This window comes from Micromonospora chaiyaphumensis (assembly GCF_900091435.1).
Taxonomy (GTDB): Bacteria; Actinomycetota; Actinomycetes; order Mycobacteriales; family Micromonosporaceae; genus Micromonospora; species Micromonospora chaiyaphumensis.
Genome location: NZ_FMCS01000002.1, coordinates 413,945 through 427,201, shown reverse-complemented (window position 1 = coordinate 427,201; position 13,257 = coordinate 413,945). Strand labels below are relative to the sequence as shown.

The 13,257-nt window shown below is 74.8% G+C and carries 13 protein-coding genes; 8 read left to right on the top strand and 5 right to left on the bottom strand.

Annotation, left to right across the window (positions count from 1 at the left end):
• Positions 1 to 53 precede the first annotated feature (53 nt).
• Both GA0070214_RS07775 and GA0070214_RS07770 read left to right on the top strand, forming a co-directional pair.
• Positions 54 to 221, top strand: coding sequence for a DUF3117 domain-containing protein (locus tag GA0070214_RS07775; protein WP_013283866.1), 168 nt, complete (start codon positions 54 to 56; stop codon positions 219 to 221).
• 144 nt (positions 222 to 365) lie between these two features.
• Positions 366 to 1,826: a leucyl aminopeptidase family protein gene (locus tag GA0070214_RS07770; protein ID WP_091260798.1), complete on the top strand. Its 1,461-nt coding sequence runs from the start codon at positions 366 to 368 to the stop codon at positions 1,824 to 1,826.
• Between the two features lie 13 nt (positions 1,827 to 1,839).
• Here GA0070214_RS07770 and GA0070214_RS07765 read toward each other — a convergent pair whose 3' ends face one another.
• Complete coding sequence (locus GA0070214_RS07765) at positions 1,840 to 2,451, bottom strand: O-methyltransferase (protein WP_208602694.1); 612 nt, start codon at positions 2,449 to 2,451, stop codon at positions 1,840 to 1,842.
• A gap of 247 nt (positions 2,452 to 2,698) precedes the next feature.
• On the opposite strand from GA0070214_RS07765, the gene GA0070214_RS07760 reads away from it, so the two are divergent.
• Positions 2,699 to 4,006, top strand: a complete 1,308-nt coding sequence (locus tag GA0070214_RS07760; RefSeq protein ID WP_208602693.1) for a S1C family serine protease — start codon at positions 2,699 to 2,701, stop codon at positions 4,004 to 4,006.
• Between the two features lie 72 nt (positions 4,007 to 4,078).
• The gene (locus GA0070214_RS07755) at positions 4,079 to 4,501 is read left to right on the top strand and encodes a twin-arginine translocase TatA/TatE family subunit (protein WP_091260793.1); all 423 of its coding nucleotides are present in this window, start codon (positions 4,079 to 4,081) and stop codon (positions 4,499 to 4,501) included.
• 66 nt (positions 4,502 to 4,567) lie between these two features.
• On the opposite strand, the gene GA0070214_RS07750 is transcribed toward GA0070214_RS07755, so the two are convergent.
• The 3 genes from GA0070214_RS07750 to GA0070214_RS07740 all read right to left on the bottom strand — a co-directional run bounded on the left by GA0070214_RS07750 (position 4,568) and on the right by GA0070214_RS07740 (position 7,779).
• Complete coding sequence (locus GA0070214_RS07750; RefSeq protein WP_091260789.1) at positions 4,568 to 5,716, bottom strand: P-loop NTPase; 1,149 nt, start codon at positions 5,714 to 5,716, stop codon at positions 4,568 to 4,570.
• A 175-nt stretch (positions 5,717 to 5,891) separates the two neighbouring features.
• Positions 5,892 to 6,500 carry a DUF1003 domain-containing protein gene (locus tag GA0070214_RS07745; protein ID WP_091260787.1) on the bottom strand — a complete coding sequence of 203 codons (609 nt, stop codon included), beginning with the start codon at positions 6,498 to 6,500 and terminating at the stop codon, positions 5,892 to 5,894.
• The gene (locus GA0070214_RS07740; RefSeq protein ID WP_091260785.1) at positions 6,493 to 7,779 is read right to left on the bottom strand and encodes a magnesium transporter MgtE N-terminal domain-containing protein; all 1,287 of its coding nucleotides are present in this window, start codon (positions 7,777 to 7,779) and stop codon (positions 6,493 to 6,495) included. Before GA0070214_RS07740 ends, GA0070214_RS07745 begins: the two co-directional genes overlap by 8 nt.
• A 33-nt stretch (positions 7,780 to 7,812) precedes the next feature.
• Here GA0070214_RS07740 and GA0070214_RS07735 point away from each other — a divergent pair, with 33 nt between their 5' ends.
• Positions 7,813 to 8,682 carry a PhzF family phenazine biosynthesis protein gene (locus tag GA0070214_RS07735; RefSeq protein WP_091260784.1) on the top strand — a complete coding sequence of 290 codons (870 nt, stop codon included), beginning with the start codon at positions 7,813 to 7,815 and terminating at the stop codon, positions 8,680 to 8,682.
• A 56-nt stretch (positions 8,683 to 8,738) separates the two neighbouring features.
• The gene (locus tag GA0070214_RS07730; RefSeq protein WP_208602692.1) at positions 8,739 to 9,269 is read left to right on the top strand and encodes a hypothetical protein; all 531 of its coding nucleotides are present in this window, start codon (positions 8,739 to 8,741) and stop codon (positions 9,267 to 9,269) included.
• An 18-nt stretch (positions 9,270 to 9,287) separates the two neighbouring features.
• Here GA0070214_RS07730 and GA0070214_RS07725 read toward each other — a convergent pair whose 3' ends face one another.
• A complete protein-coding gene (locus GA0070214_RS07725) occupies positions 9,288 to 9,983 on the bottom strand; it encodes an HAD family hydrolase (RefSeq protein WP_091260780.1) in 696 nt (231 codons plus the stop codon).
• A 94-nt stretch (positions 9,984 to 10,077) separates the two neighbouring features.
• Here GA0070214_RS07725 and GA0070214_RS07720 point away from each other — a divergent pair, with 94 nt between their 5' ends.
• Together GA0070214_RS07720 and GA0070214_RS07715 are read left to right on the top strand one after the other, a co-directional pair.
• Positions 10,078 to 11,043 (top strand): DMT family transporter, encoded by a 966-nt coding sequence (locus GA0070214_RS07720; RefSeq protein ID WP_377462740.1) that lies wholly within the window; start codon positions 10,078 to 10,080, stop codon positions 11,041 to 11,043.
• 55 nt (positions 11,044 to 11,098) lie between these two features.
• The gene (locus GA0070214_RS07715; RefSeq protein WP_091260778.1) at positions 11,099 to 13,255 is read left to right on the top strand and encodes an APC family permease; all 2,157 of its coding nucleotides are present in this window, start codon (positions 11,099 to 11,101) and stop codon (positions 13,253 to 13,255) included.
• Positions 13,256 to 13,257: the final 2 nt, after the last annotated feature.

The window sequence follows — 13,257 nt, the reverse complement described above, 5'->3', positions numbered from 1 at the left end:
AAGTGGCTGTGGGGCAACCCACCAACCCTGGTGTAGGTCTGAGGGGAGACAACATGGCGGCGATGAAGCCGCGGACGGGCGACGGTCCGCTGGAGGTCACCAAGGAGGGCCGGGGCATCGTCATGCGGGTCCCGCTGGAGGGTGGTGGCCGGCTCGTCGTCGAGATGACTCCCGACGAGGCCACCGCACTGGGTGACGCGCTGAAGGCGGCTGCCGGCTGATGCGGGGAGCGGTCCGCGCGACGTCCGTCGTGCGGGCGGTTCGTCCTACCCTGAGCCACCGGCCGAGCCGGTGGCTCAGGGCCTTCCGCAGCCGGTAACCGGCAAAGCGTCCCGTTTCAAGCAGTTTCGGAGGTACGGTCCAGCGTGCTGGCCATTCGTCTGGTGAGCGGTCCCACGCGGCCCGACACCCTCGTCCTGCCCATTCGTCCCGAAGGGCCGGACGCCCCGGCCGCGCTGGTCCCCACCGCCGCCCCGCCCGGTGACGACGTCCGGGCCGAGGCGGTGGCGCTGCTGTCCGCCGCCCGGCTCACCGGCGCCGCCGGCGAGGTGCGGGAGCACCTGCGGCCCGGCGGCACCCCCGCCCGGCTCTGGCTGCTCGGCGTCGGCGACGGCGACGAGCACGGCTGGCGGCACGCCGGCGCGGCGCTGGCCCGGGCCGCCAAGGATGAGACGCACATCACGATCGTGCTGCCGGACGACGCCACGGACGCGCTGCGCGGCCTGGCCGAGGGGCTGTTGCTGGGCTCCTACCGCTACCGGCTGACCCAGGCCGGCGGCACGCCCGCCCTGGCCGAGGTGGACGTCGTGGTCGGGGATCCGGAGGGGCTCGCCCCGACCCTGAACACCGCCCGGACCACCGCCGAGATGACCCGGCTGGCCCGGGACCTGACCAACACCCCCTCGTCCACCAAGAACCCGGAGTGGTTCGCCGCCCAGGTGGCCTCGGCCGCGTCCGGCCGCACCGACCTGCACCTGCGGGTGCGCGAGCCGGAGGAACTGGTCGCCGAGGGCTTCGGCGGCATCCTGGCCGTCGGCGGCGGCTCGGCCAGCGGCCCCCGCCTGGTCGAGCTGGACTGGCGACCGGCCGGCGCGCGTACCCACGTGGTGCTGGTGGGTAAGGGGATCACCTTCGACACCGGCGGCATCTCGATCAAGCCGGTGCCCGCCATGAAGCTGATGCGCAAGGACATGGCCGGCGCCGCCGCCGTGATCGCCGCCACCCTGGGCGCCGCCGCGCTGGACCTGCCCGTGCGGGTCACCACGCTCGCCCCGCTCGCCGAGAACATGGTCAGCGGCTCGGCGTTCCGCCCCGGCGACATCATCCGCCACTACGGCGGCCTGACCAGCGAGAGCACCAACTCCGACGCCGAGGGCCGGCTGGTGCTCGCCGACGCCATGGCGTACGCGGTCCGGGAGCTGAAGCCCGACCTGCTGGTCGACCTGGCCACCCTGACCGGTGCGAACGCCGTGGCGCTGGGCAAGCGGCACGCCGCCCTCTACAGCGAGAACGACGACCTCGCCGCCGGCCTGCTGGCCGCGATCACGGCGGCCGGCGAGCGGGCCTGGCGGATGCCGCTGGCCGACGACTACGTCGAGTACCTGGGCAGCGACATCGCCGACCTGCACAGCTCGCCGAACCGGGGCGCCGGCTCCGTGGTGGCCGCGCTCTTCCTCCGGGAGTTCACCGGCGAGCTGCGGGACCGCTGGGTGCACGTGGACATGTCCGCACCCTCCTGGTCGGACGACGTGCACGGCGAGCTGGTCAAGGGCGCCACCGGCTGGGGCGTCCGCGGCCTGCTGCGCTGGCTGGCCACGCTGGGCTGACCGGCCGGGGCGGTCAGCCCTTCACGGCCGCGAGCAGGCCGTGCCCGACGGGCAGCAGCGCCGGCACCCAGTGCTCCGACTCGCGGATGGCCTTGATGGTCTCCCGCACGCTCACCGTCTCCACGTCGCGGGCGGCCGGGTCACCGATCCGGCCGCCGGCCAGGGCCCCGTTGAGCGCGAGCACGCCACCGGGGCGCAGCAGCCGCAGCGCCGCGTCCACGCAGGCCGCGAAGCCGGCCGCCTCGGCGTCGACGAAGACCAGGTCGTAGGCGCCGTCCGCGAGCCGCGGCAGCACGTCGAGGGCCCGGCCCGTGATGATCCGGGTACGCCCCGACGCGAAACCCGCCTCCTGGAACAGCCGCCGGGCGATGCGCTGGTGCTCGACCTCCACGTCGATGGTGGTGAGCACCCCGTCGGGGCGCATGCCGCGGAGCAGCCAGACGCCGCTCACGCCGGTGCCGGTGCCGATCTCGACCACCGCCCGCGCGTTCCCGGCGGCGGCGAGCAGGCGCAGCGCGGCGCCGGCGCCCGGCGTCACCGCGTCCACGCCCACCTCATGGGCCAGGGCGCGGGCCGTCCGCAGCACGAGATCCTCGGTGACGTACGACTCGGCGAACTGGAGCACCTGGGCGGTCGAGTTGCCGGAGCCGGCGACCGTGGCGATGGGACACCTCCGGGCGGACTGGTGCGAGGGGTCGGTTGGCACTGAGAGCCTAGAGGCGTGCCTCAACGGGCGCAGCCGCGAGTCGGCCCTCGGACGATCACGCGCGGCAACCCCTGACTCCACTCGGGGCATCCGTGCAATCCTGGACGGAGTCCCGTGCGGCACGGCCGGCTCCGCCGACCGCCCGGCGCGGGGCGTGGGGGACGGACTGGGAGGCACCGACGTGACCGACGGCTGGGACTGGCGCCAGCCCGGCGGGAGCCCGGCACCGGCGGGAGGGCCGGCGCAGGGGCAGCCGCCGCAGGGCGCCGGGGGCGGCACCTCGCCCTGGTGGTCCGACGCGCTCGCCGACCCCTGGCGCGACCCGTACGCGCCCGCTGCCGTTGTGGTGCCGGCCGCCCCGGTCGCCGGGAGCGGCGAGCCGGAACCGGTGACCGACCCCGACGCGCCGAGGCGGCCGGGCCTGCGCCAGGTGGTGCTGGTCTCGCTGATCACCGCCCTGCTCGCCGGCTCGCTCGGCAGCGCCCTGACCTACGCGTTCCTGCGCGGCGGAGGGGGCGTGCCGACCCTGGGCGCGCAGTCGGGCCAGGCCCCGGCGCTCGCCCAGCGCAAGCCCGAGTCACTGGCCGGGGTCGCCGAGAAGGTGCTGCCCAGCGTGGTCACGGTCCGGGTGGCCAGCCTCGGCGGCACCAGCGAGGGCTCCGGCTTCGTGGTGAGCGCCGACGGGCACATCGTCACCAACGACCACGTGGTGGCGGGCGGCCCCGGCAAGGCCACGGTGGTCTTCAACGACGGCAGCACCGCCCCCGGCACGGTAGTCGGGCAGGACCCGGAGTCCGACATCGCGGTCATCAAGGTGACCCGCGCCGGGCTGAAGCCGGTGGAGTTCGGCGACTCCGACGCGCTCGCCGTCGGCGACCCGGTGCTCGCCATCGGCTCGCCGCTCTCCCTGGCCAACACGGTGACCGCCGGCATCGTCAGCGCGCTCGACCGCACCATGATGGCCGGCGAGCCGGGCGGGCCGACCCGCTACTACGCGGCGATCCAGACCGACGCGGCCGTCAACCACGGCAACTCGGGCGGCCCGCTGGTCGACGGGGCGGGCCGGGTGGTCGGCGTCAACTCGACGATCAAGTCGCTGGTCGCCGACGGGCAGGAGGCCGGCAACATCGGGCTCGCCTTCGCCATCCCGATCAACCAGGCGAAGCGGGTCACCGAGGACATCATCGGCACCGGCAAGGCCCGGCGCACGGTGATCGGCGCCCAGGTCGGCGGCACCGGCGTGAGCGGCGGCGGCGTCCGCCTCAACGGCGTCGAGCCGGCCGGCCCGGCCGCGGCGGCCGGGCTGCGTACCGGAGACGTGGTGCTCCGGCTCGACCGGCACCCGATGAACGATCCGACCGACCTGGTGGCCCTGGTCCGCAAGTACGCCCCCGGCTCGGTGGTGACGGTGGAGTACCGGCGCGGGTCGGATCGGCAGAACGCCTCGGTGACGCTCGCCGCAGACGCCAAGTGAGCATGCCTCACCCCCTCCCGGCCGGCCACCTGACGTGCGTAGTCTTGCCCTGACGCGCCACGAGGAGGCCGAGTGTTCGAGAACCTGAACTGGTGGGAGATCGGCGCCCTGCTGCTCCTGGCACTGTTGATCTTCGGGGACCGGCTGCCCACGGTGATCAACGACGGCCTCCGGATGGTCCGCAACCTGCGCAACATGGCGCGGAACGCCACCGGTGACCTGAGCCGCGAGCTGGGCACGGACATCCAGCTGGAGGACCTGCACCCGAAGGCGTTCATCCGGAAGCACCTGCTCAGCGAGGAGGACGAGCAGGCCCTCCGGAAGCCGCTGCAGAGCATGTACGACAACCTGCGCTCGGACGTCACCGGCGTGCACGAGGACCTGAAGGACGTGGCCAAGGCGGCCGATCTGCGGACCAACGGCACCCGGCCGGCCACCGCCACCGGCGGGGCCCCGGCGCCGGCGCCGCGCCCCTCCTACGACGACGCCACCTGAGCCCCACAGACCGAGCGACCCTCCCCGGCCGGTGCCGGAGAGGGTCGGTGGCTGGGCTGTCCGGGGTCAGCGACCGGAGGGCTTGAGACCCAGGGGCTTGCCGAGCAGCGACTCGCGGCGCACCGCGAGGCGGTCGGCGACCTGCACCAGCGCGCGGGCGGCCGGGGCGTCCGGCTGGGCCAGCACGATCGGGGTGCCGGCGTCGCCGCCCTCGCGCACCCGGGTGTCCATGGGGATCTGCCCCAGCACCGGCACCTGCGCGCCGATGGTCCGGGTCAGCGACTCCGCGACGGCCGCGCCGCCGCCGGCCCCGAAGACCTCCATCCGGGAGCCGTCCGGCAGCTCCAGCCAGGACATGTTCTCGATCACGCCGACCACCCGCTGGTGGGTCTGCAGCGCGATGGCGCCGGCCCGCTCGGCCACCTCGGCGGCGGCCGCCTGCGGGGTGGTGACGACCAGGATCTCAGCGTTCGGCAGGAGCTGCGCCACCGAGATCGCGATGTCGCCGGTGCCCGGGGGCAGGTCGAGCAGGAGGACGTCCAGGTCACCCCAGTAGACGTCGGCGAGGAACTGCTGCAGGGCCCGGTGCAGCATCGGGCCGCGCCAGACGACTGCCGCGTTGCCCGGGGTGAACATGCCGATCGAGATGACCTTCACGCCGTGCGACTGCGGCGGCATGATCATGTCCTCGACGCGGGTGGGCGCGCCGTCGGCGCCGAGCATCCGGGGCACCGAGTGGCCGTAGATGTCGGCATCCACCACGCCGACCGAGAGGCCGCGGGCGGCCAGCGCGGCGGCCAGGTTGACCGTGACGCTGGACTTGCCGACGCCGCCCTTGCCGCTGGCGACCGCGTAGACGCGGGTGCGGGAGCCGGGCTGGGCGAACGGGATGACCGGTTCGGCGCTGGCGCCGCCACCGCGCAGCTTCGACTGGAGCTCCTGGCGCTGCTCCGGGCTCATCACGCCGAACTCGATCTCGACGCCGGTCACGCCGGGCACCGCCCCGACGGCGGCGGTGATGTCGGTGCGCAGCTTGTCCTTCAGCGGGCAGCCGGCCACGGTGAGCAGCAGCTCGACCCGGACCACGCCGTCGTCGCCGACCACGGCGGAACGGACCATGCCGAGCTCGGTGATCGGCCGACGGATCTCCGGGTCGTTGACGGTGGCCAGGGCGGCCTGAATCGCGTCGGAGATGGTGCTGACGGGTGCTGACATGTCCGCAATGCTACGTCGGTGGTCATCGGCGTCCGCCGCTGGCGGGGGCCGGTGTGAGCGAATCGATGGCCGCCCGAGGGGTGGACGGGCCGTGCCGCGAAGTGGGACGATCGAACCGAACGCCGCTCGCCTGGCCCCTTGAGGCGCACGGCGTTCAATACGTGCCGGGGCAGCCTCAGCCGTCGAAGCGCCCGTCGTGGGCGAAGTCCCCGTCGAGGTCGTCGCGGGGCTCGTCGAGCGGCTCCCCACCGGCCTGCCGGCGGGCCTCCCGCTCCTGCTGGCGGCGCTCCAGCTTCCGCCGCCGCTCGGCCGCCTCGTCCAGCTCCTCGGCCAGCCGGGCCAGCTCGGAGCGGAGGAAGTCCCGGGTCGCCACCTCGCCCAGCGCGATGCGCAGCGCGGCGATCTCCCGGGCCAGGTATTCCGTGTCGGCCTTCTGCATGGTGGCCCGCCGCCGGTCCTCCTCCAGCGCGATCCGGTCCCGGTCGGCCTGCCGGTTCTGCGCGAGCAGGATCAGCGGGGCCGCGTACGAGGCCTGGAGCGAGAGCACCAGGGTCAGGAACGTGAAGGTGTACGGGTCGAAGCGCAGGTTCTCCGGCGCCAGGGTGTTCCAGGCGAACCAGGCGGCGATCACCAGCGTCATGTAGACGATGAAGTTCGCCGTGCCCATGCCCCGGGCGATGCCCTCCGACCAGCGGCCGAAGGTCTCCGCGTCGATCCGGGGCAGCCGGAGGCCCCGGGGTGCGCGCGGCTGGTCCAGCCGCTCGGTGCGTCGCTGGTCAGCCATTGCCGCCGTCCAGGGTCTCCTCGTCGGCGGCGGGCGCGGTCGCCATGGCGTCCCGGTCCCGCCAGTCCCGCGGCAGTGAGTGGTCGAGCACGTCGTCCACGGTCACCGCGCCGACCAGCCGCATGGACCGGTCGACCACCGGCATGGCCACCAGGTCGTACGTGGCCATCCGGCGGGTGATCTCGGGCAGCGGGGTGGTCGGCCGCAGCGGGTCGATGTCGTTGACCACGATCCCGCCGAGCAGGTCGGCCGGTGGCTCCCGGAGCAGCGCCTGGAAGTGGACCATGCCCAGGTAGCGCCCGGTCGGCGTGGTGAGCGGGGCGCGGGTGACGAAGACCTGCGCGGCCACGGCGGGGGAGAGCTGCGGTTCGCGGATGCGGGCCAGCGCCTCGGCCACCGTGGCGTCCGGCGGCAGGATCACCGGCTCGGAGGTCATCACGCTGCCGGCGGTGCCGGAGGCGTAGCGCAGCAACTGGCGGACCGGGGTGGCCTCGTCCGGCTCCATGAGGTCGAGCAGCACGTCCTGTTCGGGCGGGGGCAGCTCGTTGAGCAGGTCGGCGGCGTCGTCCGGGTCCATCTCCTCCAGCACGTCCGCGGCACGTTCCCGGTCCAGCGCGGCCAGGATCTCCACCTGGTCGTGCTCGGGCAGCTCGCCCAGCACGTCGGCGAGGCGCTCGTCGTCCAGCGCGGCGGCCACCTCGTTGCGCCGGGCGTCGGGCAGGTCCTGCAGGGCGTTGGCCAGGTCGGCCGGGCGCATGTCCTCCAGCACGGCGAGCAGGTTGGCCGTACCCCGGTTGTCGGCGATGCCGCCGAGGCCGCGCACCCGGTCCCACTCCACCTGGTGCAGGTGGCCGCGGCGGGCGAGCCGGCTGGTCTGCTCGCGGACGGCGACCCGGGTCAGGGCCCACTCGCCGCCGCGGCTGCTCTCCATCGCCACGTCGACCACCGAGCCGGCCTGCCCGGTGTCCAGCTGGACCCGCCGGTCCAGCAGCTCCTGGAGCACCAGCAGCTCGTTGGGGCGCTTCTCGAACCGGCGCAGGTTGAGCGTGCCGCTGCCGAGCACCACGGCGTCCGGGTCGATGGAGGTGATCCGGTTGATGGAGAGGAAGATGCGTCGCCGCATCGGCATCTCGGCGACCAGCCCCACCACCTCCGGCGGGCGTTGGGTCGGCCGCACCCGGGCGACGGCGTCCCGGATCCGGCCCACCTGGTCGCCGTTCGGGTCGAAGACGGCGACTCCGGCGAGTCGAGCGATGTAGACCCGGTTCGGCGTGCTCACGGGCACCAGCCTAAGGGCCTAGTGTTTATCAACATGTCGACCTTGGCCTACGAGATCGTGGACGTCTTCACCGATCGCCCGTTCGCCGGCAACCCGCTGGCCGTGGTGTTCGGCGCGGAAGGGCTCGCCACCGAGCAGATGCAGGCGCTCGCGCTGGAGTTCAACCTGTCCGAGACGGTGTTCGTGCTGCCGCCCACGCAGGTCGGTGCGACGTACCGGGCGCGGATCTTCACCCCGGCCGAGGAGCTGCCGTTCGCCGGGCACCCCAGTGTGGGCGCCGCGGTGACCGCGAGCCGGCGCGGCCTGTTCGATGTGGGCAGGGTCACCCAGGAGTGCGGCGCGGGCGTGCTGCCCATCGAGGTCACCCCGACCGGCGCGACGCTCACCGGCGGGACCCCGACCCTGGGGCCCGAGCTGGACCCGGAGCCGCTGCTGGAGATGGCCGGCCTCACCGCCGTGGACCACGCCGGCCCGGCGCCCCGGGTCGCCGGCTGCGGCCTGGAGTTTCCCTACCTTCCGGTACGCCCGGACGCGGTGGCCCGCGCCAAGGTGAACGCGGCGGCGGCGGAGCGGTACGGCGTGGAGCACGTCAGCGTCTTCTCCTGGGACGCCGACACGCAAACCGCGCACGCTCGCGTCTTCGTGCCGGGCCTCGGGGTGCCGGAGGACCCGGCGACCGGCTCGGCCGCCCTGGGCCTGGGCGTGTGGCTGGTGGCCAGCGGGCTGCTGCCCGGCGAGGGCCGCTCCGAGTACGCGGTCCGCCAGGGCATCGAGATCAACCGGCCGTCCGCGCTGGCCTGCACGGTGACCGCGGCCGGCGGGGTGGCGGTGGGCGCGACCGTCGCCGGCCACGTCATGCCGGTGGCCCGGGGCGAGATCGCCGTCCCGCCCTTCGTCGGCTGAGGTGGCCGGTCGCGGCGCGGTAGCGTGCCGCTGAGGACGTGCCCGGCCGGGCCGGGATGCGGGAGGATGCCGGAGTGAGCGACGAGGTCGAGCGGACCGCCACACCGCTCGTGGACGAGGCCGTGAAGAAGGCGGCCGTCTGCTGGGTCAGCGTCGACGGCGGCCCGGCGTACGGTCTCTGGTGCCTGCCGCTGGACGGCGCGCTGCTGGTGGTGACCGGCCCGGGCGAGCAGTCCGCTCCCGGGCTGGCCGACGCGGGCGTGGCCGAGGTGACCCTGCGCGGCGACCACGGCGGCCGGATCGTCACCTGGCCGGCCCGGGTCACCCGCCTGCGACCGGGAAGCGCGGAGTGGGAGACCGCCGCGCCGCTGGTCGCCGCGAAGCGGCTGAACGCACCCGGCCCCGCCGCCGACCTGGTGGCCCGCTGGGCGGCCGAGGGCTGCGCCCTGACCCGGCTGAGCCCGGCGGGCACCGCCGTGGCCGGAGCCGACCTGCCGGCCGGCTCGCTGGCCGAGCAGCCCCGGGAGACGCCGGTGGTCCGGGCCACCCGCAAGCCGTTCCGGCTGCACAAGGTCCGCCGCCGCTGAGCCGCCGCGCCCGGTCGGTCACCCCACGGCGACCGGATCGAGCAGGTCGAGCACCTCGGTGAGCGAGGTCAGCACCGGGCCGTGCCAGCCGTGGTCGGCGTTGAACACCATGTGACCGGCCAGGTCCGGTGCGGCCAGCCGGACCGCCGTCATGCCGGCCCGCTCGGCGCCGGTGAGTTCCTGGCTGCCGCCGTCCCCGACGTAGAGGCAGTCGGTCGGCGTGAGGTCGAGCCGGTGGCAGGCGGCCAGGTAGAGCGCCGGATCGGGCTTGCAGCGCCCGACCTGCACGGAGAAGACCCGGACGTCGAGCAGCGGGGCGACCGCCAGTTGGGGCAGGAACGCCGGCAGCTCGTGGGTGCAGTCGCTGATGAGGCCGGTGCGGACGCCCTGCCCGCGCAGCGCGGCCAGCACCGGCACCGCCTCGGCACGCAACCGGGTGTCGGCGCGCACCGCCCGGTGCCGGCAGGCGACGGCGGCGCGTACCGCCTCGTCGGAGGGGTGCACGCCGGCCTGCCCGCAGACCCAGCGCAGGGTCGCCTCGGCGTTGCCGAACCGCCCGCTGGCCCGCTGGTAGTAGCTGCGGTCGAGGACGTCGATGAGGGTGTCGACCGAGCAACCGAGCAGCTCGGCGATGGTGCGGTGCGCGGACCCGCGCTGGACGCAACGGGTCAGCGTGCCGAAGAAGTCGAACAGCACCGCCTGGAACCTGGGCATGGGGGAACGCCTCCGGACGTCGAGGGGGATCGCCGGGACGCGCATGATCGTAACGGACCGATGACCGTCCGTGGTGCCGGGCGGCGTGTGAGTATTGCTCTCCGTGTCCCACCCTCCGCACCGCCCGCCGCTCGACGCACCGACCGTCGGCGCGCTCGCGCTGGCCGTCACCGCCGTCTCGTCCTCCGCGCCGCTGGTCGCGTTCGCCGCCGCGCCGGCCCTCGCCATCGCCTTCTGGCGCAACGTGCTCTCGCTGGCCGTCCTCGGCCCGGTCTCGCTGACCCGGCGGCGGGCCGAGTTCCGGGCGCTGACCGCCGGCGCGGGCCGGCGGGAGGGGCTCTTCTGCGTACTCTCCGGGGTGGCGCTGGCCGCCCACTTCGCCACCTGGATGCCGAGCGCGCAGCTCACCTCCGTGGCCGCGGCCACCGCGCTGGGCGCCACCCAGCCGGTCTGGCAGGGGCTGATCGCCCGCTGGCAGGGGCGGCGGCTGCCCGCGGCGGTCTGGGCCGGCATCGCGGTGGCCGTGCTCGGCGCGGTGCTGGCCACCGGCGCCGACTTCGGCGTCTCCGGCCGGGCGTTCGCCGGCGACCTGCTGGCCGTCGCGGGCGGCATGTTCGCCGCGGTCTACACCGCCTTCGGCGAGCGCGCCCGCGCCAGCATCAGCACCACGACCTACACCACCATCTGCTACGGGGTCTGCGGGTCGATCCTGCTGGTCGTGTGCCTGGTCGGTGGGGTGCGCCTGCACGGCTACGACGGCGGCACCTGGCTGGCGATCCTCGGCCTCGTGGCGGGCGCCCAACTGCTCGGCCACTCGATGTTCAACTACGCCCTGCACCGCGTCTCGGCCACCACGGTCAGCGTGCTGATCCTGCTGGAGGCGCCCGGCGCGGCGCTGATCGCGGGGGTCTGGCTCGGCCAGTTCCCCCGCCCGCTCGCCCTGCCGGGACTGGCGCTGCTGCTGGCCGGCGTCGCCGTCGTCATCCTGGGCGGGGCCCGGGCCGGGCGCCGCACCGAACCGGTCGCGGTGCCCGCCGACCCCGCACCGCTGGCGGACTGACCCTGCTTTCCCGGAAAGTGCTCCCCGCCGGACCGGTTTCCGTGACAGTGCGGGGGTGGGGGCGGCAGGGAACGGTGGCGACGAGGCCGAGCGGGGGACGGTCGTCACCCCGTCGGCCGAGTTCCCGCCGCTCGGCCACGAGGAGCGGGCGGCCCTGGGACGGATCGGGGAACGCTGGCGGGAGCCGCGCAACCCGGACGACCTGCCCGTCGACCCGACGCTCGGCCGCAGCGGCCGGCCTCCGCAGCCGACCCGGTTCGGCCGGCTGGCGCCGATCGAGATGTTCACCGTCGAGGAGCCGGACGAACTGGTGGCCACCGGCCCGGCTCACGTGCCCGGCTCGCGGGCCGGGCGGCTGCTCAGCCGGGCCCGCCGGACGCTGTTCGGCCCACCGATCTCCAGCGCCTCGGTGCTCTACGAGCGGATGCGCAAGCTGGTCGCCCTGCCCGTGCTCTCCTCCGACCTGCTCAGCTCGGTGGCGTACGGGCCGGAGGCGATGCTGAGCGTGCTGGTGCTGGCCGGCAGCGCCGCGCTCGGGCTCTCGCTGCCGCTGGCCGCCCTGCTGGTGGTGCTGATGATCGCGGTCGGGGTGTCCTACCGGCAGACCATTCCGGCGTACCCGCACGGGGCCGGTTCGTACATCGTGGCCAGCGACAACCTGGGACCCACCCCGGGACTGGCGGCGGCGGCCGGGCTGATGCTCGACTACGTGCTGACCGTGTCGGTGTCGGTGGCGGCCGGGGTGCACGCGGTCACCTCGGCGCTGCCCGGGCTGGCCCCGGTCACCGTGCCGCTCGGTGTGCTGGTGATCGCCGTGCTGCTGGCCGGGAACCTGCGCGGTGTGCGCACCGCCGGCAACCTCTTCGTGCTCCCCACGTACGCCTTCGTGGTCGCGCTCCTCGCGCTGCTGGTGGTCGGTTACGCGCGGGCGGCGGGCCGGGGTTTCGCGCCGGTGCCGCCGCCGGCGGTGCCGGCCGCCGAAGGGCTGGGGCTGCTGGTGGTGCTGCGCGCGTTCGCCTCCGGCGCGGTGTCGATGACCGGCATCGAGGCGGTGTCGAACGCGGTCCCCGCGTTCCGGCCCACCGAGTGGCGCAACGCCCGCACCACGCTCGGCTGGATGGTCGCCATGCTCGTCGCGCTCTTCGCCGGCCTGATCGGGCTGATCCATCTGGACGGCCTGGTCCCGCGGCCGGGCGAGACGCTGCTCTCCCAGGTGGGCCGGGCGACCTTCCCGGCCGGCCCCTGGTACGCGCTCCTCCAGGCCACCACCGCGCTGATCCTGCTGCTGGCGGCGAACACCGCGTTCAACGACTTTCCCCGGCTGCTCTTCTTCATGGCCCGGGACGGCCATGCGCCGCGCCGGTTCCTGCACATGGGTGACCGGCTGGCGTTCAGCAACGGCCTGGTCGCGCTCTGTATCGCGGCGGGGCTCATCTTCGTCGCCTTCCGCGGCAACACCGAGTCGCTGATCCCGCTCTACGCCGTCGGCGTCTTCCTCGCCTTCACCCTGTCCCAGGCCGGCATGGTGGTGCACTGGCGGCGCCACCGCGGGCCGGGCTGGCACCGGCGCCTGGCGCTCAACGCCGTCGGCGCCACCCTGTCCGGGCTGGTGCTGCTCACCGCCGCGGTGGCCAAGTTCAGCGAGGGCGCCTGGGTGGTGGTGGTCGCCGTGCCGCTGCTGGTCCTGCTGTTCCGGCGGATCCACCGCCACTACGCCACGCTGAACGAGGCGCTGGCGCTGCACCCGCCGGCCACCGCGCCGCCCGGGGCCGCCGGGTCCGCCGAGGGCGAGGAACTGCCCCAGGAGGTACGCCACCTGGTCGTCGTGCCGGTGGCCCGGCTGAACCGGGCGTCGTTGCGCGCGCTGGCGTACGCGGCGTCGCTGGGCCAGCCGGCGCTGGCCGTGCACATCGCGCCGGAGGAGGCCGAGGCGGACCGGTTCCGCGAGCAGTGGCAGGCCTGGGGTGACCACCTGCGGCTGGAGACCATCGTGTCGCCGTACCGGGCGGTGATCGGGCCGCTCGCGCACTACCTGGAGGCGCTGCGCACCAGCCGGCCCGAGCTGACGCTCACGGTGATCGTGCCGGAGGTGGTGCTCCGCCGCCGCTGGCACCGCCCGCTGCACAGCCGCGCCGAGCAGCGGCTCCGCGCCGCCCTCCGGGCGCTGCCCGGCGTGGTGGTCACCAGCGTCCCGGTCCACCTCGCCGAGTGAGC